22 protein-coding genes are annotated in these 21,088 nt (G+C 68.1%); 9 read left to right on the top strand and 13 right to left on the bottom strand.

Going from position 1 to position 21,088, the window contains the following annotated elements; all coding sequences use genetic code 11:
- Positions 1 to 175 precede the first annotated feature (175 nt).
- On the top strand, positions 176 to 1,000 hold the full coding sequence (locus tag NOW55_RS16935) for a hypothetical protein (protein WP_256401289.1): 825 nt from the start codon (positions 176 to 178) through the stop codon (positions 998 to 1,000).
- 16 nt (positions 1,001 to 1,016) lie between these two features.
- Here NOW55_RS16935 and NOW55_RS16930 read toward each other — a convergent pair whose 3' ends face one another.
- Complete coding sequence (locus NOW55_RS16930; RefSeq protein ID WP_256401288.1) at positions 1,017 to 3,167, bottom strand: heterodisulfide reductase-related iron-sulfur binding cluster; 2,151 nt, start codon at positions 3,165 to 3,167, stop codon at positions 1,017 to 1,019.
- Between the two features lie 210 nt (positions 3,168 to 3,377).
- Between NOW55_RS16930 and NOW55_RS16925 the strand changes: the two genes are divergently transcribed.
- Positions 3,378 to 3,977, top strand: coding sequence for a conditioned medium-induced protein 4 (locus NOW55_RS16925; RefSeq protein ID WP_256401287.1), 600 nt, complete (start codon positions 3,378 to 3,380; stop codon positions 3,975 to 3,977).
- Between the two features lie 25 nt (positions 3,978 to 4,002).
- A complete protein-coding gene (locus NOW55_RS16920) occupies positions 4,003 to 4,656 on the top strand; it encodes a hypothetical protein (RefSeq protein WP_256401286.1) in 654 nt (217 codons plus the stop codon).
- Positions 4,657 to 4,673: 17 nt separating this feature from the next.
- Here the strand turns inward: NOW55_RS16920 and NOW55_RS16915 are convergent, their stop codons facing one another.
- From NOW55_RS16915 to NOW55_RS16900, 4 genes are all read right to left on the bottom strand, one after another.
- A complete protein-coding gene (locus tag NOW55_RS16915; protein ID WP_256401285.1) occupies positions 4,674 to 5,138 on the bottom strand; it encodes a GyrI-like domain-containing protein in 465 nt (154 codons plus the stop codon).
- Between the two features lie 67 nt (positions 5,139 to 5,205).
- On the bottom strand, positions 5,206 to 5,790 hold the full coding sequence (locus NOW55_RS16910; RefSeq protein WP_256401284.1) for an L-threonylcarbamoyladenylate synthase: 585 nt from the start codon (positions 5,788 to 5,790) through the stop codon (positions 5,206 to 5,208).
- Positions 5,791 to 5,843: 53 nt separating this feature from the next.
- Complete coding sequence (locus NOW55_RS16905; RefSeq protein WP_256401283.1) at positions 5,844 to 6,359, bottom strand: redoxin domain-containing protein; 516 nt, start codon at positions 6,357 to 6,359, stop codon at positions 5,844 to 5,846.
- Positions 6,359 to 6,619: a glutathione S-transferase N-terminal domain-containing protein gene (locus NOW55_RS16900; protein WP_256401282.1), complete on the bottom strand. Its 261-nt coding sequence runs from the start codon at positions 6,617 to 6,619 to the stop codon at positions 6,359 to 6,361. Before NOW55_RS16900 ends, NOW55_RS16905 begins: the two co-directional genes overlap by 1 nt.
- 122 nt (positions 6,620 to 6,741) lie before the next feature.
- Here NOW55_RS16900 and NOW55_RS16895 point away from each other — a divergent pair, with 122 nt between their 5' ends.
- The gene (locus tag NOW55_RS16895; protein WP_256401281.1) at positions 6,742 to 8,148 is read left to right on the top strand and encodes a hemolysin family protein; all 1,407 of its coding nucleotides are present in this window, start codon (positions 6,742 to 6,744) and stop codon (positions 8,146 to 8,148) included.
- A gap of 15 nt (positions 8,149 to 8,163) precedes the next feature.
- On the opposite strand, the gene NOW55_RS16890 is transcribed toward NOW55_RS16895, so the two are convergent.
- A complete protein-coding gene (locus NOW55_RS16890) occupies positions 8,164 to 9,348 on the bottom strand; it encodes an inorganic phosphate transporter (RefSeq protein WP_256401280.1) in 1,185 nt (394 codons plus the stop codon).
- A gap of 121 nt (positions 9,349 to 9,469) precedes the next feature.
- The gene (locus tag NOW55_RS16885) at positions 9,470 to 10,162 is read right to left on the bottom strand and encodes a DUF5828 family protein (RefSeq protein ID WP_256401279.1); all 693 of its coding nucleotides are present in this window, start codon (positions 10,160 to 10,162) and stop codon (positions 9,470 to 9,472) included.
- 229 nt (positions 10,163 to 10,391) lie between these two features.
- Between NOW55_RS16885 and upp the strand changes: the two genes are divergently transcribed.
- The 3 genes from upp to NOW55_RS16870 all read left to right on the top strand — a co-directional run bounded on the left by upp (position 10,392) and on the right by NOW55_RS16870 (position 14,188).
- On the top strand, positions 10,392 to 11,069 hold the full coding sequence (gene upp, locus NOW55_RS16880) for a uracil phosphoribosyltransferase (RefSeq protein WP_256401278.1): 678 nt from the start codon (positions 10,392 to 10,394) through the stop codon (positions 11,067 to 11,069).
- Positions 11,070 to 11,110: 41 nt separating this feature from the next.
- Positions 11,111 to 11,320 (top strand): DUF7569 family protein, encoded by a 210-nt coding sequence (locus NOW55_RS16875; RefSeq protein ID WP_256401277.1) that lies wholly within the window; start codon positions 11,111 to 11,113, stop codon positions 11,318 to 11,320.
- Between the two features lie 375 nt (positions 11,321 to 11,695).
- Positions 11,696 to 14,188, top strand: a complete 2,493-nt coding sequence (locus NOW55_RS16870) for a hybrid sensor histidine kinase/response regulator (protein WP_256401276.1) — start codon at positions 11,696 to 11,698, stop codon at positions 14,186 to 14,188.
- 6 nt (positions 14,189 to 14,194) lie between these two features.
- On the opposite strand, the gene NOW55_RS16865 is transcribed toward NOW55_RS16870, so the two are convergent.
- From NOW55_RS16865 to NOW55_RS16850, 4 genes are all read right to left on the bottom strand, one after another.
- Positions 14,195 to 16,309 carry a S9 family peptidase gene (locus NOW55_RS16865; protein WP_256401275.1) on the bottom strand — a complete coding sequence of 705 codons (2,115 nt, stop codon included), beginning with the start codon at positions 16,307 to 16,309 and terminating at the stop codon, positions 14,195 to 14,197.
- A gap of 148 nt (positions 16,310 to 16,457) precedes the next feature.
- Positions 16,458 to 17,054, bottom strand: a complete 597-nt coding sequence (locus tag NOW55_RS16860; RefSeq protein WP_256401274.1) for a cupin domain-containing protein — start codon at positions 17,052 to 17,054, stop codon at positions 16,458 to 16,460.
- A gap of 356 nt (positions 17,055 to 17,410) precedes the next feature.
- Positions 17,411 to 18,010 carry an IMPACT family protein gene (locus NOW55_RS16855; RefSeq protein WP_256401273.1) on the bottom strand — a complete coding sequence of 200 codons (600 nt, stop codon included), beginning with the start codon at positions 18,008 to 18,010 and terminating at the stop codon, positions 17,411 to 17,413.
- Positions 18,007 to 18,528, bottom strand: a complete 522-nt coding sequence (locus NOW55_RS16850) for a hypothetical protein (RefSeq protein WP_256401272.1) — start codon at positions 18,526 to 18,528, stop codon at positions 18,007 to 18,009. Before NOW55_RS16850 ends, NOW55_RS16855 begins: the two co-directional genes overlap by 4 nt.
- A gap of 337 nt (positions 18,529 to 18,865) precedes the next feature.
- Here NOW55_RS16850 and NOW55_RS16845 point away from each other — a divergent pair, with 337 nt between their 5' ends.
- A complete protein-coding gene (locus NOW55_RS16845) occupies positions 18,866 to 19,243 on the top strand; it encodes a hypothetical protein (RefSeq protein ID WP_256401271.1) in 378 nt (125 codons plus the stop codon).
- A 7-nt stretch (positions 19,244 to 19,250) separates the two neighbouring features.
- Here the strand turns inward: NOW55_RS16845 and trpY are convergent, their stop codons facing one another.
- Together trpY and hisB are read right to left on the bottom strand one after the other, a co-directional pair.
- Complete coding sequence (gene trpY / locus NOW55_RS16840) at positions 19,251 to 19,754, bottom strand: TrpY family transcription regulator (protein ID WP_256401270.1); 504 nt, start codon at positions 19,752 to 19,754, stop codon at positions 19,251 to 19,253.
- Positions 19,755 to 19,802: 48 nt separating this feature from the next.
- Positions 19,803 to 20,390 carry an imidazoleglycerol-phosphate dehydratase HisB gene (gene hisB / locus NOW55_RS16835; RefSeq protein ID WP_256401269.1) on the bottom strand — a complete coding sequence of 196 codons (588 nt, stop codon included), beginning with the start codon at positions 20,388 to 20,390 and terminating at the stop codon, positions 19,803 to 19,805.
- Positions 20,391 to 20,724: 334 nt separating this feature from the next.
- On the opposite strand from hisB, the gene NOW55_RS16830 reads away from it, so the two are divergent.
- Positions 20,725 to 20,982 carry a DUF8028 family protein gene (locus tag NOW55_RS16830; RefSeq protein WP_465260943.1) on the top strand — a complete coding sequence of 86 codons (258 nt, stop codon included), beginning with the start codon at positions 20,725 to 20,727 and terminating at the stop codon, positions 20,980 to 20,982.
- Positions 20,983 to 21,088 lie beyond the last annotated feature (106 nt).

The raw sequence follows: 21,088 nt of genomic DNA, 5'->3' as shown, positions 1-21,088 counted from the left end.
CAATTAGACGGTAAGAAGGCGTCGATGTATGCACGAACCATGGTATCTCCCTCGCAGCCGAGTCCGACGCCCACGCGTCGACTAAGCCCGGCTTACCTGTCAGGTCCGTCGGAACGTGTCACGTAACGACCGAGTACTATTCTCGCGTGTTCTCGATGCCACGACCGCCCCACACATGCCCACTCCGTCCCCTGAAGACGACTCCACCGACGGTGGCCGACTCTCCCGTCGCCGACTGCTCCAGCTCTCGGGCGGTGCCGTCGTCGTCACCGGCATCGGCAGCACAGGCTCGACCGCTGCCGCCGCCGAGACCACCACGACCGCCACGCGCACCACGACTCGCTGCCCGGACGCCACGTACCGGCCGAAGATGGTCCACTACGACGATTCGATCCACAGAACCTGCGGCGACTCCGAGGCGACCCGACTGTTCCAGCGGTCGGTCCGCCGGTCGTTCGAGCGCAACTTCCCAACCGTCGGTGCGCTCATCGACGCCGGGTTCATCCCGTACTTCGACTTCTTCGCGGCCGGCGACACCTCGCACTGGATCAACCCCCGCTGGATCGGCAACGGGGGCATCCTCGACGCCAGCCGGCCCGAGTCGGTCATCGTCGACCACGAGTACTGGCGACCCATCGGGGCGATGTTCATCGCCACGCGGAACGGTAACCGCATCGACCCCCCGCCGTCGGTGTACGACGACGACGGCCGGGAGTGCCGCCCGTGGCACACCCACGTCGGCTTCCCCGGCCGCTACGCCTGGTGGAAGTACCGGCTGGTCTACGATGACTACATCCGGTTCCCCTGTGACACCCCGTGGATGATGCACGTCTGGCGCTACGGCGACCCCGCCGACACCTACGACCATGCGCCGTCTGCAGATGGTGGCGGACCCGCCGAACCCGCCGGCTTCGACACCGAGGCCGACCCGCGCGAGGAGACGCTTGGGCCCGAGCACCTGCCGGACGCGGTCCGGGAGCTGGCCGAACGGCTCTGGTGAGCGCTCGTCGCGCCCGCTACAGCCCGGCGGTCTCGCTCTCGCCGATGGCCTCGACGACCAGTTCGGCGACGTCGACGACCTCGATGTCGTCCTCGAAGCCGCCGGTCTTCCGGCCGTCCTCGTACATCGTCATGCACATCGGGCAGGCGACGACGAACTTCTCGATCTGCGAGCCCGCAGCCGTGTCCTCCAGGGCCTCCCGGAGGCGCTCCTCGCTGGGCTTCGTCTCCTCCTCCAGCTCCATCCAGAGACCACCACCGCCGCCACCGCAGCAGAACGAGTCGTCCCGGTTGCGCGGCATCTCGTGGAGCTCGCAGCCGGTGGCCTTCACGAGCTCGCGCGGGGCCTCGTACTCGTCGTTGTACCGGCCGAGGTGGCACGGGTCGTGGTAGGTGACGGTGTAGTCGAGTTCGTTCCCGGAGAGGCCGAGCTGCGGGACGAGCTCCTCGACGACCTGCGTCCAGTGGTACACGTCGATCTCGCCGTCGGCGTTCCAGGTGCCCTCGTAGTCGAACGGCATCACGGGGTCGTCGGCGAACTCCTCGAAGTCGACCTCGGGGTACTCGTTCTTGATGGTGTTGTAGGAGTGCGGGTCGGTGCAGACGATCTTCTCGAACTCGCAGTCCTCGAAGGACTCGACGTGGTGACCCGCCAGCTCGATGTAGAGGAACTCCTCGCCGACGCGGCGGATGTCGTTGCCGTCGTACTTCTCGTCGTCGAACAGGATGCCGAAGCTCACGTCGGCGGCGTCGAGGATGGTCGCCAGCGAACGGGCGACCTTCTTGTTCCGGTCGTCGAAGCTCGGGTAGTCGCCGACGTACCAGAGGTACTCGACCTCCCGCTCGCGGGCGTCGGGCACGTCGACCTCGACGTCGTCGGCCCAGTCGCCGCGCTTTCTGTTGGGGTCGCCGAACGTGTTGCCCTTCTGCATCACGTTCTGGAACACCTCCTGCATCGAGGGCTGTATCTCCCCGGCGTCGGTCAGCTCGCGGTTCATCCGGGTGAAGCTCTTGAGGTGCTCGATCTCGACCGGGCAGGCGTCCATGCAGGCCATGCAGGACATGCAGGACTCCATCGTCTCCGCCTGGATGACCGATGAGCCGCCGTCGGCGACGATGGTCCTCTCGTCGCCGCCGGCCGCCAGGTTCTCCCGGTACTGCTTCAGGTCGAGGATGACGTCACGTGGGTCGAGGGGACGGCCCGAGGCCTTCGCCGGGCAGACCGAGGAACAGCGACCGCACTTCGTGCAGGCGTCCTGGTCGAGTATCTCCTTCCACGAGAAGTGGTCGATGCTCGCCGCGCCGGTCTCGGCGTCGAGGTCGGCCGGCACGGAGGGCAGCCGCTTGCCCGCCTTCTCGTCGCGGGTGACGACGTTCGCGAAGGAGGAGAGCATGTGGAACGGCTTCGCGAACGGGATGAGCGCGATGAACCCGAGCGCGAGCAGTGCGTGGCTCCACCACACCGCGACGTAGACGTCGGCGGCGAGACCCGGCGAGACGCCCACGGCCTGGAACGTCCGTGCGGTGAACCAGCCGACGAAGCTGACGATCTCGTACTCCGGCATCGAGGTGCTGCCCGCGCCGTCGCCGAGGATGCGCAGGCCCTCGACGACGTAGCCGCCGACGCCGAGCAGGAACAGGGTCCAGACGAACAGCGTGTCCTCGGTGCTGGTGTGCTTGCCCCAGAGGCGCTCGTTGCGCACCCAGTAGCGCCGGTAGATCGCCATGCCGATGCCGACGACGAACAGCAGACCCATGGCGTCCATCACGAGCGAGTAGGAGAGGTAGAACGCGCCCTGCAGGAACGGCTCGTTGCCGAGCGCCTTCTGCCAGAGGTCGATGTCGATGCCGATGATGACGGTGCCGATGAACAGCGTCAGGAAGCCCCACATGATGAACGTGTGCATCAGGCCCCCGTACAGGTCGCGGTTGAACTGCTTCTCGTTGGTGGCGACGATCTTCGTCGCCCCGACGACGCGCGAGACGATGCCGTCGGTCCGGTCGAACCAGTCGTCCGCGCCGCGCGTGTACCGCGTGAACCGCCGGTAGACGCCCCAGCCGAACGTCAGCAGCGCCATCGCAGCGAAGAAGTAGAACAGTATCTCCTGGACGTACCCGATCTGCCAGAACGTCTCCCGTCCGGGGGTCTGTAACGGCGGAACTGTCATAGTCTATCACCCGGACGATGGCGGCTTAAATCTTGCCACACCTCCCGGATGCCACCCCGGCGGTGTCTTGCGGGAATATCGAACTGGTTTCCAGTTTACCACCGGCCGGCTGCCGTCCGGCGGTTCCCGGCGACCAGCGCGCCGACCGCCCGGACCCCAACCAGTTCACCGCAGTCTTTTATAGCTCGTCCGCGTTATCTTCCTGTCACGATGGACAGAAAGACGGAGGAACTGCGCGACATCTTCATGTCCGTGACCGAAGGGGAGACCGTCACGGAGACCCAGGAGGAGTCGCGCGGCTCGCTCGCCGACAGGGGTGACGTCGGCCAGCGCCTGTCCGACGTCGTCGACCGGATGCGCGAGCGGTACGCGTTCCGGACCGACCTCGACGACGACGAGCTGAGCACCCTGGTCCGCGGCTTCTACGACGGGGAGACCGACGCCGACCTCGCACGCGAGCTCGAGGTCTCCCGACACACCGTGTTCCGGTCCCGGATGGACCTGCACCTGCTCCGCGAGACCGACCTCGACGCGCCGTTCGACCTCGACGTCCTGCGCGACTGGCTCGACGACGACGGGGACCCGCTGACGGACCTGGCCGACGACCTCGACGTGAGCGCGTCGACCGTGCGCCGCTACCGCGACGCGCTCGCGGCACGCAACGAGTCCCGCGCCGCCAACGACCGCTACCGCGGCGAGTTCGACAGCATCCTCGCCGACAGCGACCTGACCGGCGGCCTCACGGACGACGTGAAGGACGACGGGCTGAAGGACGCGACGGAGGACGCCGAGGTCGACGTCTCGTTTTAAGTAGGAAGCCGGGCCCAGACGGGGTGTGCTCGCGTTCAGCGACCTCCGTGAGGCGACCTACTGCCCGCGCAAGCTGTACTACGCCCGCCGCACCGACCGGACGGTCCCCGACGATGTCGAGGCGGTCAGGGAGCTGGCCCACCGGTACGACGAGCTGCTTTCGGGGGACTGGGAAGACGAACTCGCCGACAACGCCGCGCTTCCACCGCCGACGTACCGCCAGCAGCTCCGCCGCACCGCCGAGACCTGCCCCCGGTTCGACGCGCTCCGTGACCCCGCCGCCCGGGACGTGCTGCTGACCGGGCGCGACTGCCGCGGCATCGCGGGGAAGGTGCTCGCCGACCCGCCAGAACCGTCGCTCGTCTCACCCGGGAACCCACCCGAGAACGGCGTCTGGGAGACCCACTCCGTCTGGGCCGTCGCGGCCGCGAAGGCGCTCGCGTGGGAGCGCGAGACGCCCGTCGAGCGTGCGTTCGTCGAGTACCCCGCACACGGTGTCGTCCGCGCCGTCGACGTCACCGCGCGCCGAACGGCGGCCTATCGGCGGGCGATGCGCACCGTCGAGGCGATCGACGGCCCGCCGCCGCGGCTCAGGAACAGCCCGAAGTGCGGGTCATGCGAGTACGCGGACAGCTGCGGGGTGAAGACCCGCTCCCTGAGCTCGCTGCTCGGGCTGTAGTGTCCGGTGCCGCTCGCTCAGTCGTCGACCGGGACGTACACGTCGAGTGTCGCCTCGGCGTCGCGGGGGTCGAAGTCGGGGCCGTAGTACTCGAACTCGGGGTCGTCGGTCCGCTCGAACGTCACCGACGGGAACCACTCGTCGTACACGTAGTCCATCAGCGTCCCGACCTCGTCGAGCGGGACCGTGAACACCGCGTAGGTTCCACCGGGTACCTCGACCCGGTCGAGCGTCGACGGGACGTCCGTTTCGTTCGACGGCTCGACTCCGACGAGGTACGTGAACGAGCCGGTACCGGAATCGAAGTCGAACAGGACGCCGTACGCCTCGTCCGAGCCGATGCGGTCGGTGTACGAACGGTGCCGGTTCTCGAAGTCGCTCCAGTGCGCGCCGAGGTCGGTTTCGCCGGTCGCACGTGTGGAGAGTCCGACGACGGTGAACCCGTCTCGCTGGACCATTCGCGGGTCGTCGATGTTGGTCATGGGGTGGCTACGAGGTCAGCCGACTTGACGGTTGCTTGCCTGAGCCGGTGATAGCCGGTGCTCACCGTCACCCCTCGTCCAGCCAGTCCTCGATGCGGTCGGCGAGCGAGCCACGGCGGTGTATCTCGCCCGCCTCGACGTCGACGACGGTGCTCTCGGTGCCGTCGGTCGGGCCGGAGTCGACGACGTGGTCCACCTGCTCCAGGAGCTCCTCGTCGAGGTCGGCGGGATCGGTGACGCTCGGTCGCCCGCTCAGGTTCGCGCTCGTCGCCGTGACCGGGGTCCCGGCGGTCCGGTACAGCGCCAGCGCCGTCTGGTGGGCGGGCACCCGGACGCCGACCAGCTCGCGGCCGGCGGTCAGGATGTCGGGCACGTGCTCGCGGCGCTGGCAGAGCACCGTCACCGGACCGGGCAGGAACTCGTACATGAACGCCGTCTCGCGTTCGGTCGCCAGCACGTGCTCCGTCGCGGTCTCGACGTCGGGGACGCCGAGGGAGACGGGCTTGTCGCGGGCCCGTCCCTTCGCCTCGAACACGCGCTCGACGGCCTCGGCGTCGAGCGCATCGGCACCGAGTCCGTACACCGTCTCGGTGGGGTAGACGACGAGGCCGCCCTCGCGGACCACCTCGCCGGCGTGTGCCACGTCGGTCATGGCGGGAGCTACTCCGGGAGGGCCTAAAAGCGTGTCAGAATCCCCGAACCGGCCTACAGCTCGTCGAGCGCGGCCTCGACCGCGTCGTAGTCGGGGAAGTCGGGCCACTCCTGTGCGGTCCAGGCGTACTGGACCGTGCGGTCCCCGTCGACGAGGAAGACGGCGGGCCGGAACTCCGTGACGCCGGCCATCCCGTCGAGGTCGTGGCCGATGCCGTACTCGGCGGCGACGCCGGCGGCGGGGTCCGAGAACAGTGCGTGGTCGATGCCGCGCTCCTCGATGAGCCGCTTGTGGGCGTACGGGTCGGAGACGGAGATGCCGACGACCTGCGCGTCGAAGCGCTCGCCCCACTCGCGGTCGCGGATCTCGTTCCAGACGTACGTCGCCGGGAACGCCCCGTCCATCGAGTGGGCGACGAGCAAGACCGGCCCCTCGTCGGTCAGGTCCGAGAGGGAGGCGTCCTCCCAGTACTCGTCGTTCACGAGCGGGCGGGTGAAGTCGGGTGCCGTCTCACCGGCCGTCACGGGGTCGCTGTCGGGCAGTTCGACCACGTCGAACTCGAGTTCCATCAGGCCTCACCCCCGTAGGTCGCGTGGAGGTAGTCGACGATGTTCGCGCTCTCGGACATCGTGACGCCGGTGTTCTCGTCGACGATGGCCGGGACGGTGCGCTTTCCGGAGACACGCTTGACGACGTTCCGCCGGGAGTGCAGCGGTTCGACGAACCGCGAGCGGTAGTCGAGGTCGTACTCGTCGAGCACGCGGACGACGCGCTCGCAGAACGGGCACGCCTGGAGCCGGTAGAGTGTGATAGCTGGGCCGTCGGTCATGTCCACAGGTAGGGCCGTCGTCTCCGAAAGGGCTTCGCTCGCGGCAGCGCCCCCGAGTCGGCCGAACCGGTCAGGAAACAAGAAAAGAGTTAATCCCGGGGGCTACCAAGGCTCACTGTCGAATGGGTTCATTGCTTAGTCTCGCGTCAGTGGAGCCCCCCGCACTGTACGAGGTTCCGATTATCGGCGTCAACCTCTCGGAGTCCGTCATCACGGTGCTCGGTGTCGTGACCATCGGGATTCTCATCGGCCTCTCGGCGTTCTTCTCCTCGTCCGAGATCGCGATGTTCTCGCTCGCGAAGCACCGGATCGAGTCCATGCGCGAGGAGGGGAAGCCGGGCTCGGCGACCGTCGCCGAGCTGAAGGACGACCCCCACCGGCTCCTGGTCACCATCCTCGTCGGGAACAACCTCGTCAACATCGCGATGTCGTCGATCGCGACGGGGCTGTTCGCCATCTATCTCGACCAGGGACCGGCGGTCGCCGTGGCGACGCTCACCATCACCGCCCTCGTCCTGCTGTTCGGCGAGAGCGCACCGAAGAGCTACGCGGTCGAGAACACCGAATCGTGGGCGCTGCGCATCGCCCGCCCGCTGAAGTGGTCCGAGTACCTGCTTCTGCCGCTCATTGTCCTCTTCGACTACCTCACCAGGGTCGTCAACAAGGTCACCGGCGGCCGCTCGGCCATCGAGACCTCCTACGTGACCCGCGACGAGATCCAGGACATGATCGAGACCGGCGAGCGCGAGGGCGTCATCGAGGAGGAGGAGCGCGAGATGCTCCAGCGCATCTTCCGGTTCAACAACACCATCGCCAAGGAGGTGATGACGCCGCGGCTGGACATGACGGGCGTCCCCAAGGACGCCGCCATCGACGAGGCCATCGAGACGGCCATCCACTCCGGGCACGCCCGGGTCCCGGTGTACGAGGGCAGCCTCGACAACGTCATCGGCGTCGTCCACATCCGCGACCTCGTCAGGGACAACAACTACGGCGAGGCGGAGCCCGAGGACATCGAGCTGGAGGACCTCATCCAGCCGACGCTGCACGTCCCCGAGTCGAAGAACGTCGACGAGCTGATGGCCGAGATGCGCGAGAACCGCATGCACATGGTCATCGTCATCGACGAGTTCGGCACCACCGAAGGGCTCGTGACGATGGAGGACATGATCGAGGAGATCGTCGGCGAGATACTGGAGGGCGAGGAGGAAGAGCCCATCGAGTCCGTCGACGACGACACGTTCATCGTCAAGGGCGAGCTCAACATCGAGGACGTCAACGAGGCGATGGGCATCGACCTCCCCGAGGGTGAGGAGTTCGAGACCATCGCCGGCTTCATCTTCAACCGCGCGGGCAGGCTCGTCGAGGAGGGCGAGCAGATAACCTACGACGGCATCGAGATAACCGTCGAGCAGGTCGAGAACACCCGCATCATGAAGGCTCGCCTCGCTCGCATCGCGGACGGTGCGGGGGACCTGGGCGACGGCGATGACCCCGACCCGGAGCCCGGCGAGGTCCAGCCGGAGTAAGCGGTTCTCCCGTTCTCAGACCAGCAGCGCGTCGACCACCGTGAAGCCGGCGTAGGCGACTGTGAACGACAGCACGAGCGAGCCGACCCACGCGAGCACCGTCTTCACCATCTTCTCGCGGCTCACGCCGCCCCCGCCGGCCGCGTAGCCGCTGCCGATGATGGCGCTGACGATGATCTCGTTGAACGAGACGGGGATGCCGAAGAAGATGGCCACCTGTGCGATGGCGAAGCTCGGGATGAGCGCGGCGATGGAGCGGCGCGGCCCGAGCGAGGAGTAGTCCTGCGAGAGCGCCTTGATCATCCGCGGCGCGCCCGTCCACGAGCCGACGAGCAGGCCGAGCCCGCCGCCCACCAGCACGGCCACGAGCGGCACGTCGAACTCCGAGAGCAGCGGCGCGAGCGGGCCGACAGCGAGCCCGACCTGGCTCCCGCCCGCGGAGAAGGCGACGAGCCCGCCGAGCACGAGGAGGAACCGCCGCTGTGCACCCGCCTGGTCACGGGCCACGTCGCGGGCGAGGACCAGTGCGGCGGCCAGCGCGATGCCGAGGGTGACCAGCACTGTCGCGGTGAGGCCGGGCAGCGGGAGGACAGGCGCGAGCGTCGCCGCGATGGACGCGCTCCCGTCGGGCGGGCCGAGCAGGGCGAACTCCACGTTCGCGAGGATAGCACCGACGAGCCCGGCGAGCCCGGGCACGAGCCAGCCCTCGTTCAGCGCGTCGCCCCGCAACGCCCGCGCGGTGGCGTACGCAATTCCTCCGCCGAGAAACGGCGTCAGCACCCACAGCGTCGTTATCTCGACGTACTTGCCGAACTGCGGGGTGCCGCCCATCGCGAGGCCGACGCCGACGACCGCGCCGGTGACGGTGAACGCGGTGGCGATGGGGTAGCCCGCGAAGATGCCGATGGCGACCAGTACCGCGGCGACGAGCAGTCCGACGGTGGCGGCCTCGGCCGATAGCGTCACGCCGCCGATGAGTTCCTTGCCCACCGCCTCGGTGACACCCTGGCCCTGCAGCACGGCCCCGGCGAACCCGAGGATGCCGACGAAGAAGCCCGCCCGCATCACCGAGATGGCGTTCGCCCCGACCGCCGGCGCGAACGGCGTCGAGCCCGAGGAGCCCGCGCCGATGGACCACGCCATGAACAGACTCGCCAGTCCCGCGACGAAGAACGTCGCTATCGTCGCGGCACCTACCATTGCCTGGAGCGTCGGCTGGCGGCTATAAGTGGGTGTCGTCTCACGGGTCCCGTTGCTGGCTCTGGTGGTGCAGTCGAACGGCGCGCACTCGCCGTGAGAACCCGGGGTATCGACGCTCTGTTCAGTTCGTCGACGGCTTCGACCGGTCCTCGGACGGCGGCGGTTCGACGCCTTCGGCGGCCTCGACGTGTGTGGTCTCCTTCTCGACGTCGACGTGCCAGCGGTCGACGGTGTCCTCGTACTCGTAGAGGCGGTCGCCGACTTCTCCCTTGAGGTCCTCGTCGTTGACGTTGACCTCGAAGATGAACTCGTCGTCCTCGCCGGCGGACTGCTGGAGGTTCGCGCTGACGAGCTCGTTGTCGAAGTAGTACGGGGCGAGCTGGGTCATCACGCGCTGGTAGACGGTGTCCTCGACCTTGCGCAGGGCCTTCCGGCCGGCCGAGTCGGCCGCGCGAGCGACGTACCCGATGGACTCGTTCCACTTGTCCACCGCCGAGTCGGCGTCGCCGTCCTCCAGCTTCTCGTAGGACTGCGAGAGCTTCTCGCCGGCGGTCTGGACGTCCTCGTTGGGTTGCTTGCCTGCTTTCTCTCCCTGCCCTTCGCCGACGCTGGCCTGCTCTGCGGTCTTCTCGCTGACGTCCTCGTCGATGTCTTCGGTGGCCTTCGGTCGCCACTCGTTCCACTCGGCGAAGGCGTCGGCGTGGTCGCCGTCGTTCACGTCCAGGTCGCGTAGTGCCCTGGTGACGCGTTCGCCGTGTTCGACGACCTCGGGCCAGGTGCCGCGGATCTTGAACCCGGAGATACTCTCTTCCATCGGCTTGCACCGGCCTATGCCCCCGTCAGTGATAAACTTTCTATCCGGTTTCACCCGTGCGATGGCGAAGCGAACCACGGTCTTCCGGTGCCGTCGGGGAGGGCCGTTCCGCTCGACCGGTACACTCGACCCGCCCGCTTCGGAGGTTCAGTGCCCGCGTTCGGTCGTGGGTGGTCCGCCAGACTGGAGAATCGAACGATTTTACAGGTTCGCCCGCGCTGTTGGGTGTATGACTATCGAAGACCGTGGCGACGCGTACCTCGTCACCCACGCACTGGCGACGGACACGCTCACGAAGCTCCGGAGCGTCGAGACCGAACAGGTCGCGTTCCGGAAGGGCCTGGTCAAGCTCGGGCGAATCTGTGGCTACGAGATCATCGACGGCCGGATGGAGACGCAGTACGTCGAGGTGCAGACGCCGCTGGAGAAGACGATGGGCGAGCGCGTGAAGGGCCTCGACGACGTGGTCATCATCAACGTCCTGCGCGCCGCGACGCCGTTCGTCGAGGGGCTGCTGAAGGCGTTCCCGCGCGCCCGACAGGGCGTCATCTCGGCCTCGCGCGACGAGGAGGCGGGCCGCAACGAGGCGGGCGAGTTCCCCATCACCATCGACTACGTGAAGCTGCCGGAGATACACGAGGAGGACACCGTCATCGTCGCCGACCCGATGCTCGCGACGGGCTCGACGATGAACGCGGTGCTCGACCACGTCACCGAGCAGGCACCGGACCCGGAGCACCTCATCGTGCTCTCGGCGGTCAGCGCGCCCGACGGGCTCATCCGCGTCGGCGAGCAGTTCCCCGAGGCGGACCTGCTCACCGTCGCCATCGACGACCATCTCGACGACAACGGCTTCATCGTCCCCGGGCTGGGCGACGCGGGCGACCGCGCGTTCCGCACGACGTGAGGACCTGAACGCCTTTAACTGCCGAGTGCGACGGTCCGCCCATGACCGAGGACCCGTGTGACGACTGCGGCGAGCCAGTCAGTGACGCGCTCTCGCGGACCGTCCAGCTGGCCGTCGACCGCACGCAGATCGACGCACAGCGGCTCTGCCCCGACTGTTTCGCCGAATGGATCGACCGCTACCAGCACGAGATGAGCACCGACGACGGCTCGTCCGTCGACATCGACGACGACGACATCATCGTGGACTGAACCCCCTCGCTTCGCGTCGAACCCGCACGCAGGCGGCGGGGGAACCGTGGAAATTCTCCGTCTGAAACGACCCGATAGAGCCCTCCGGAGCCGAGTGGACCGCGATGGAGCGACCGGTTACCGTTTCCTCGGCCCCGGGGCCGAACCCCTTCGTTTCGGCTCCGAACCGATAGACGAGGGCGGGTCGAGCCGGAGAAATCTCCGTTCGAAACGCACCCCCGTTTGGCAATATGTAGCGAGGAGACGCCTGCGGTCGGGCCGCCCCGCGGCGGTCGACGAACCGTCGCTGGTGGGACGACGACACGCGTGGCCCCGGGCGGCGAGTACATCTTTACTCTAGCCGCTCCCAGGGACGACACGGAAACACTGGTCCACATGTCAGGGACAGCCGACACTATCGACGTCCTCCACGTCGACGACGACCCGGCGTTCGCCGAGCTCGTCGCGACGTTCCTCCGTAGCGAGGACGAGCGAATGACGGTCAGCACGGCGACGAACGCCGCCGAGGGGCTGGCGCTGCTCGACGACGGCGACGTGGACTGCATCGTCTCGGACTACGACATGCCCGGGCAGAACGGCATCGAGTTCCTCGAGGCCGTCCGCGAGCACCACCCGGACCTCCCGTTCATCCTCTACACGGGCAAGGGGTCGGAGGAGGTCGCCAGCGAGGCCATCTCGGTCGGCGTGACGGACTACCTCCAGAAGGGGACCAGCAGCGACCAGTACGCCATCCTCGCGAACCGCATCGGAAACGCCGTGTCGGCCCGCCGGTCGGCCAGCGAGGCCGAGCGACGGCGGCGACGGCTCGAGGAGACCACCGCCCGACTCGAGGTGCTGTTCGAGGACTCTCCCGACATGGTCAACGTCCACGACGCGTCGGGCTCCATCATCGACCCGAACGCGAAGCTGTGCGAGGCGACGGGCTACACGCACGACGAGCTCACCGAGATGACGGTCTGGGAGCTCGACCGGGCACTCTCGCCTGCGGAGGCGGCCGACATCTGGGACGGGATGGCCGTCGGCGAGAGCCGCCGGCTGGACGGCGTCTACGAGCGTCGCGACGGCTCGTCGTTCCCGGTCGAGGTCCACGTGAAGCGGCTCGACCTGGAGGGGGCGGACCGGTTCGTCGCCATCAGCCGCGATGTGTCCGAGCGCGTCGAACGCGAGCGGAAGCTGGAGCAGCTCCGCGAGCGCACCCAGGAGCTGATGTACACCGAGACGTTCGCGGAGAGCGCCGGCCACGCGGTCGCGGCCGCGGACGAGATAATCGGCGCGCCGCTGAGCGGTATCCACCTGGTGAACGAGGCGGGTGATGCGCTCGAACCGGCCGCGACGGTCGAACCCCTGTCGGACGTCTTCGACGAGCTCCCACGGTTCGAGCGGGACAGTAGTCCCGGCTCGCGGGCGGCACTTGTCTGGGACGCCTACCGGAGCGGCGAGCCCGTGTACGTCGACTCGCTCTCGACGTCCGACCGGGTGACCGAGGAGAGCCCCGCAGAGAGCGTCGCCATCCACCCCCTCGGCGACCACGGCGTGTTCATCGTCTCGTCGAAGGAACGGACGGCGTTCACCGAGACGGACCGGCTCCTCGTCGAGATACTGGCGAACAACCTCGAGGCGACGCTCGACCGGGTCGTCCGCGAACAGACGCTCCGGACGCGGGAGAACCGCCTCAGGCTGCTCCACGAGGCCACGCGCGACCTGATACGTGCCGACTCGACGCGGGAGGTGACCGAGCGCATCGCCAGGGCCGCCGAGGAGATACTCGGCTTCTCGCTCACCGTCGTGCGGCTGTACGACCCCGACGAGGGAGGGCTGGTGCCGGTCGCACAGACCGAGGCGGTCGGGAGCGTCTTCCCGGAACGGGAGGTGTTCACGCCGGCGGACGGGAGCCTCAACTGGGAGACCTACGAGTCCGGGGAGGTACGGATCATCGACGACATCGAGTCGCTCGACGGCTCGGTGGACCGTGGCACGGGGCTGCGGAGCCTCATGCTGCTCCCGATGGGGGAGTTCGGCACCATCTCCGTCGGCGAGACCGTCCCGCGGGCGCTCGACGACACCGACGAGTTCCTGGCCCGCATCCTGGCTACGGCGGGGGAGACGGCGCTCCAGTCCCAGGAGCAGCGGGCCGACCTCGAGGCGCGCCAGACCGAACTCGAGCGCCAGAACGAACGGCTGGAGGAGTTCGCGAGCGTCATCAGCCACGACCTCCGCAACCCGCTGAACGTGGCGAGCCTGAACCTCTCACTGGTCGCCGAGGAGTGCGACAGCGAGTACCTCGACGGCGTCGAGCACGCACACGATCGGATGGAGGCGCTCATCGATGACCTCCTCACGGTCGCACGCGAGGGCGAGACGTCGACCGCGGTCACCGACGTCGAACTGGCGTCGCTCGTCCCGAACTGCTGGCGCATCGTCGACACGCGCGGCGCGACGCTGGTCACCGAGACCGACCGGACCATCCGTGCCGACGAGGGACGGCTCCGGCAGCTGTTCGAGAACCTGTTCCGGAACGCCGTGGAACACGGTTCCACGAGCCCCCGCTCGCACGCTCGCAGGGACGCCGTGGAACACGGTTCCACGAACGACGGGACGGAGGCGGACGACGCCGATGGCGGGGTGACGGTGACCGTCGGCGACCTGACGGACGGGTTCTACGTCGCCGACGACGGCCCGGGCATCCCCGAGAGCGAGCGCGAGCGGGTGTTCGAGGCCGGCTACTCGACGAGCGCCGGCGGGACGGGCTTCGGGCTCCGTATCGTGGCACAGGTCGCGGAGGCCAACGGCTGGGACGTGCGGGTGACGGAGAGCGAGGACGGCGGTGCGCGCTTCGAGTTCACCGGTGTCGAGCTCGTCGCGGAGTAGCCGGGCTCAGCTCTCGTCCGTCCCGGTGTCGTCGCTCCCGCCGGCCGACAGGCCGGCGTCGGGGTCGCGTTCCAGCGCCGGCGGGGCGTCGTGGTGGTCGCTGTAGCCGTCGAACCAGCGGCGGATGCGCTCGATGCGGTCCACGACGTGGCCGGGTTCGCCGGAGCGGGAGAGCTCGTGGCCCTCGCGCGGGTAGCGCACGAACCGGGTGTCGGTGCCGGTCTTCCTGAGCGCGCGGAAGAGGAACTCCGCGCCGTCGACGGGTACCCGGAAGTCGTTCTCCGCGTGGATGACCAGTGTGGGTGCGTCGATCTCGTCGGCGTGGGCGACGGGCGAGTGCGCCCAGAGGAACTCGGGGTCGTCCCACGGGTCGGTGCCGAAGTCGCCCTCGACGAGGTGGTAGGCCACGTCCGTCGCGCCGTAGAAACCGAGCAGGTCGTAGACGCCGCGCTGGGCGACCGTCGCGTCGAACCGGTCGCTGGTCGCCGCGAGCCACGCGGTGAGGTAGCCGCCGAAGGAGCCGCCGGTGAGGAAGACGGTGTCGCCGTCGACGCTCTCGCGGTCGGTGACGTGGTCGACGCCCGCCAGCACGTCCGCGCCGGTCACGTCGCCCCAGTCGCGCTCGATGGCCTGCATGAACGACTCGCCGTAGCCCGCCGAGCCGCGCGGGTTGCAGAAGAAGACGGCGTAGCCCGCCGACGCGAGCGACTGGAACTCGTGCCACATCGTCCCCGAGTTGGACCACATGATGTGCGGGCCGCCGTGGACGTCGACGACGAGCGGGCTGGGGCCGTCGGCGTCCGGCGGCGTCAGCAGCCAGCCCTGTATCTCGTCGCCCTCCTCGTTCTCGAACCGGAGCGCCTCCGGCTGTGGGACCGCCACGCCCTCCAGCGCGTCCGCGTTGACCCGGGTGAGTCGCGTCCCCTCGCCCCCGCCCGGGGTGGAGACGAACACGTCGCCGGGGTGGTCCCACTCGCTGGCGGTGTAGGCGAGCACGTCCCGGCCGACGTGGGCCGCGTCGACGTCCATCCCCTCGCCCGCGACGACCGCCGAGGGGTCCGGTGCATCGACTCCGTCGTCGGCGTCCCAGGGGAGCCGGCGGAGCACCACGGAGCCCTCGTCGGGCGTCGTGACGTACAGGCGCTCCTCGTCGGCCCCCCACTCCAGCACGGCGTGGTACGCCATCGTCCGGTCCATGCCCGCGGTCGGCGTGTGTGTCTCGTCGCCCACCGGGTCGTACACCCGGACCTCGGTCTGCTGCAGGGTGGAGCGCTCCTCGGGTGACTGGAAGTACGCCACCCGACCGTCGCTCGCCGCCCGGACGAGCCCGCCCCAGCCCTCGTCGCGCGTGAGCAGCTCGTCGTCGCCCGGCTCTGTCGGGTCGCACGTCCGGAGCTCGAACCGGATCGCGTCGTCGGCGTCGGCCTCGCCATCGCGGGGGACCCGCCGGCCGTAGTACAGCGTCTCGTCGTCGACCCACGACGGACAGAAGTGGTCCGCATCGGCGTCGGTGAGCCGGGTGATCGCCTCGCCCGCGCTGTCCCCGTCCGTGCTCTCGCTGGCGGCCACGTCGCCCGCGTCGTCCACGTCCACGACGTACACCTGCGGTCGCTTCCGGTCGAAGTACCGACCCTCCGCCCGGTACACCGTGCGGTCGATGACCCGCGGGTCCGGCTTCGCCGGCTCGTACTCCTCGTCGACCCACCGGTCCCGCCCCGCCTCGCGGTCGTCGGGGGCCATCTGCTGGACGAACGCGAGACGGCTCCCGTCGGGGCTCCAGGTCGGCGTGGCGACCCCGCCCACGACCGACGTGACCTGTCGGGCCTCCCCGCCGTCGGTCGGCACGACCCAGAGCTGGCTCCGGTCGCCGTCCCCGCGAGTGCTCGTGAACGCCAGCCGGTCACCCGACGGCGACCAGCGCGGGGCCGCGTCGACCCCCTCGCTGACGGTGAACCGCCGCGGCTCGTCGCCGCCGACCGGCGCGACGTACACCGTCGCCTCGTACTCCTCGTCGTCCTCGGGGACCGTCCGGACGTACGCCACCCGCTCGCCCCCCGGCGCGACCCGCGGGTCCGAGACGCTCGCGAGCTCGTGGAAATCGCTGGCCTCGATGGAATCCATGGCCCTGCGTTCGGGTGGCTTGTGGTTAGACGTTCGGTTCGGCGAAACGGGTGGTGTGTCGTAGCTGGCGGTGAGGTCGTTCGGGCTGCACGAGGATGGCCGGAAGGCCCCGGGTGTAGGACCTCACGCTCCGCAGTCGCTGGCTTCCCTACTGTCGATGCCCGGTCACCGCCTCGACTGGATTGGCACGATAGCCGAGCGCACTCGCGAGCGGAGCCAATGCTCCGAACACAACCTTCTGGAGACGAAGCGGTGGGCTCGCCAGGTGGAGCAACTCGTACCCGTAGGCATCGTAGAGGGCTGCGACCTGAAGCAACGACGGTGCCCCGTCGCTCCCGACTTCGCCGCGTCGAGCGAGGGCGGCGAGATCGCGGAGGAAGGCTTCGGTCTGCAACCCCGGCTGGAAGCGAACTGTCAGGTGCAGTCGTGCGTCACCGGCATTCGTCCACGAATGTGGGGTCCCGGCCTCGATGGTCACCGCCTCACCCTCGCGGTACTCCGACCCAACGCCGTTCCGGCGCACCTCGATGGTGCCGTCGTTCACGACGAACGTCTCGTCCTGCTTCGCGTGGACGTGTTCGGCAAGCGGCGACATCTCGGGAGTCGCCCAGATATCGAGCGCCAGCGGGTCGGTCTCCGGATCGGCGGGGCTGGAGTGAAACCGGAACCGTTCGCCAGTGACCGGGTTCTCGACGTAGGTAGGGTCGTCCGAACTCACGCCATCCGGTACAGCCAGCTCTACCATGTGTAGTGTTATCTAGTACCACGCATTAGCTGTGCGGGTTCGTTCGGGACGGACGATCGACGAGGCTGTGACCCGGACGGAAGTGGCGATATATCGATGTCTGACCGGTTGCACGACCGGATGTGTCTCATCGAGATTCGCACGAATCACTGTGTGCCGTCGCCGGTGACGGAGCACGCGTTCCGGAACCAGGGTGTCGGTGCCGCCTGACGGCCTCGAATCGACCAGCTTGCCTGCCATGCTACTCGTGAAGTACGAGGAGGAGCAGGCCCTATCGTGTCGGTAATCACCGACTACCGCCGACTGGATTCACCGAACGACGTGGGCTGCTGCGTACACCGTCCGTCCCCGAGGGGCTACGACAGCTCGACGCGCCCGCTCGTCGCGCTGCGGAGCCGGTCCCGGAGCGCCTCGGCCTCCGAGACGGGCACCCGAGCGTCGAAGCTGACGCGTTCGGCGTAGTCGGCGTCGAACTCGCAGTCTGCACTCTCGAGGATGCTCCGGACGGTGCCCGAATCGTCGTAGTCGACGGTGATGCCGACGGCTTCGTGGGGGCGCTCCTCGACGACCCCCGCGGCGTCGAGCGCGTCCTTGACCGACTGGCCGTAGGCACTGACGAGGCCGCCGACGCCGAGGTTCGTGCCGCCGTAGTAGCGCGTGACGACGACCACGACGTTCTCAATCTCCTGCCCCTGGAGCACGTTGAGGGCGGGTTTCCCCGCGCTGCCGGAGGGTTCGCCGTCGTCGCTGGCCCACTCGCGGAACGGGTCGGCGCGGACCCGGTAGGCGGGAACGTTGTGGGTCGCGTCGTCGTACTCGGCGCGGATGTCGTCGACGAACTCCTCCGCGGCGGCGACGCTCTCGACGGGACTGATGTGGCCGATGAACTCGGAGCCCTGCACCGTGAAGGAGGTGCGGGCCGGCTCGGCGACGGTCAGGTAGGGCTCCCCGGTCACGGGGTCGCCTCCGCTTCGGCGTCACCGGTGTCGTCGGTCGTGCCGTCGGCCGTGTCGTCGCCGAACCGCTCGTGGTACAGCAGCACGACGAGGATGCCGAGCAGCACCGTCTCGATGGTCTTCGTCGTCACGAGCCAGATGGAGCCGAACAGGTGCTCGACGAGCGTGCCGAGCGGCGAGCCGTGGGTGTGGCCGGTGGACTCCCAGGCGTAGGCGATGATCTCGGTGCCCTCGGGGTGGCCGCCGAGCAGCAGCCAGCCGACGATGTACGTCAGCGCGAGGACGATGCCGAGTCCGTAGACGTAGTCACGACGGAAGCCGTACGCGGCCAGCCCGATGCCGACGAGCACCGCAATCGAGGAGAGCACGAACAGCGCCTGTCGCGGGTCGGTGAAGGGGCGACCCGCCTGCGTGTACAGGACCAGCGGCCGCAGGCCGATCCAGAGGTGGATGCCCGCGGTCGCGGCCGCGAGTTGCGCCGCGGTGAAGCGCAGGGCGACCTCGACGTTCTCGTCCATACCCGAACACGGGTCGCCGAGCCCAATAGCGCGTCGGTTCGAGCCGCAGTGCCGGTCGAACGGTCGGCATCGTGACACACGTTGACATAACCGTGTCTGAGAACTGTAATACAACGATGTGGATAAGTTGTTCCAGTTGAAACGAAGGGGTCCGAGACGGGTGATTTGACGAATCAGTTAGTTGTGAACGGTCTCTAGGGGCTTTCTAACGCGACTCTTTGGCCCAACTAGTTAGGTGCCAAATCATAGCTGCCGGACACGAGTAGCATACTAGTACTGTTATTTTCAGAAATACACAGTTAGGTTTACTATAATCGGACGAGGTGGTTGGCAACGCATGGACGGCGCTCCCCCCACTAATCGACCCTGCGTGACCTGTGGGTCACGGCACGCACTCGACTACGTCGTGCAGGACCGGGGGAGCGGACTGACCGTCGGTGGATTCTGCCGATTTTGCGCGCTCGACGAGTTCGGCGAGTCGCTCAACCGTGGCCTCTGGAAGCACAGCGACGGCTGCGCGGTCTGTGAACGGGACGGCTACATCGCGATTCTGGAGAATCGACCCCACCTCGTGAGCGACGGCGGGCGGGACGTCATCAAGCACGAACCCGCCGCCGAGCCGTCGATGCTCCTCTGTGACGAGCACGCACACGGCGTGCTGCAGGTGGTCCGGTCCCCGGCCGCGGAGAGCCACGGCCGCGACGGCGCGGACTGACGGCCGGTCACTGGAGCTCTATCTTCCGGACGAACGGCAGCGCGCGGATCTCGTTGATGAGGTCGCCGGGGAGCGACTGGTCGGTGACGAGGTGGAGCTTCGGGTCGTCGGTGAACTCGGGGTCCTCGCTGATGGTCTGGCGGATGGAGATGTCGTGGTCGGCGAGCAGCCCGGTCACCTGCGAGACGATGCCCTGCTGCTCGGCGTCGGAGACCTCGACGGTGAGCACGGTCAGGTCGAGCACGGGCGCGAGGTCCATCAGGCTCGGCACCTGCGAGATGTTCTGGAAGATGCGTCGCAGCTCCTCGTCGTCGAGGATGGCGTCCGTCGTGGAGTCGACGACGCGCCGGTCGACGCCGATCTCGCGGGCGATGCCCGTGTTGGGGATCTCGATGCCGCCGGAGACCACCCGCCCCTCGTCGTTCACGGAGAAGCCGCGCTCGAGCAGCAGCCGGATGACCGCCTGCTGGCTGGGAGAGCCCTCGAACTTCTCCATGATCTCGTCGAACATGCCTGTCGGAACCGACGACAGGCGACGCGAAAGAACTGTCGACTCGGGCTACAGCTCGCCCTTCGTACTCGGCGTGTCGCTCCGGCGCTCGTCCACCCGCGTCGCGTCGTCGAGTGCCCGCGCCAGTGCTTTGAACAGCGCCTCGACCTCGTGGTGGGCGTTGTCGCCGTCGACCTCGCAGTGCAGGGTCAGGCCGGCGTTCATCGCCAGCGACATCGCGAAGTGCTCGGCCATGTGGCTGGTGAACTCGCCGACGGACTGCTGGGAGAACTCGCCGTCGAACTCGAAGTACGGTCGGCCCGAGACGTCGACGACGACGCCCGCGACCGCCTCGTCGAGTGGCACCTGCCGGTCGGCGTAGCGGACGATGCCGCGCTTGTCGCCGAGCGCCTCCGCGAACGCCTCGCCGAGGACGATGGCGACGTCCTCGACGGTGTGGTGGTCGTCGACAGCGAGGTCGCCGTCGCAGTGGACGGTCAGGTCGAACAGCCCGTGCTTGGCGAACGAGGCGAGCATGTGGTCGAAGAAGCCGACGCCGGTGTCGACCTCGCTGTCGCCGTCGCCGTCGACGACGAGTGTCAGGTCGATCTCCGTCTCGGCCGTCTCGCGCGAGACGGCCGCGCTTCGGTCGCTCATACCGGAACCCAACCACCGGGCGGGCAAAGCCGTTGCGCTCGCCGCAGGCTACACCTACGGTCGGCGCGTACTGGCCCGCGCGACGGATGGGTCCGCGTACTGCACCGGCGACCACAGCGGTCGGACGCGCTCCCCCCCGTGAACGGGGACCGTAGGAGACAGACGCAGGATTCTGGCTTACGGCCTTAGAACCGGTTGTAAAACATCAAAACGTCTCTCGTCGCTTCGAAAAACGTCAGCATTCACGATAAAACGGGTCGAAATAGACGAAAGGCTCGCCCCGTTATATGATGCTCCCGACTGTAGGAATGGATGCGAATCAGGTGTCCCCGATATGGTCCCCGCAACTCCAAACAAACTCCCTTCGATTCCGAGCCCCGTCAGCGAGCGACTGAGCGTGAGCGCGGTCGTTGCACAGCTCCGGATGGCGTGCTTCTGGCTCGCCGTCGTGTTACCGTTCGCGTACCTCTCGCTGCTCGTGTCGGGTATCGACTCGACCGCAGAAGTGCAGGCGTTCCTCGTGCTGCTCGGGCTGAACCTCGGGACGCTCGTCGTCGGTCACGGTCACCGCAGCGACCGGAGCGACGACTGACCGCGCATCCGTCCCGGGGACCGCCCTGAACCACCCGCCCTCCTCCCACACCAACACCACACTTCTACCGCCTGACAGCGGGGGCTCCGTACGCTCCGTGGCGTCG

The organism is Haloarchaeobius litoreus (assembly GCF_024495425.1).
Classification (GTDB): domain Archaea; phylum Halobacteriota; class Halobacteria; order Halobacteriales; family Natrialbaceae; genus Haloarchaeobius; species Haloarchaeobius litoreus.
This window is presented reverse-complemented; position numbering and strand designations above follow the sequence as displayed.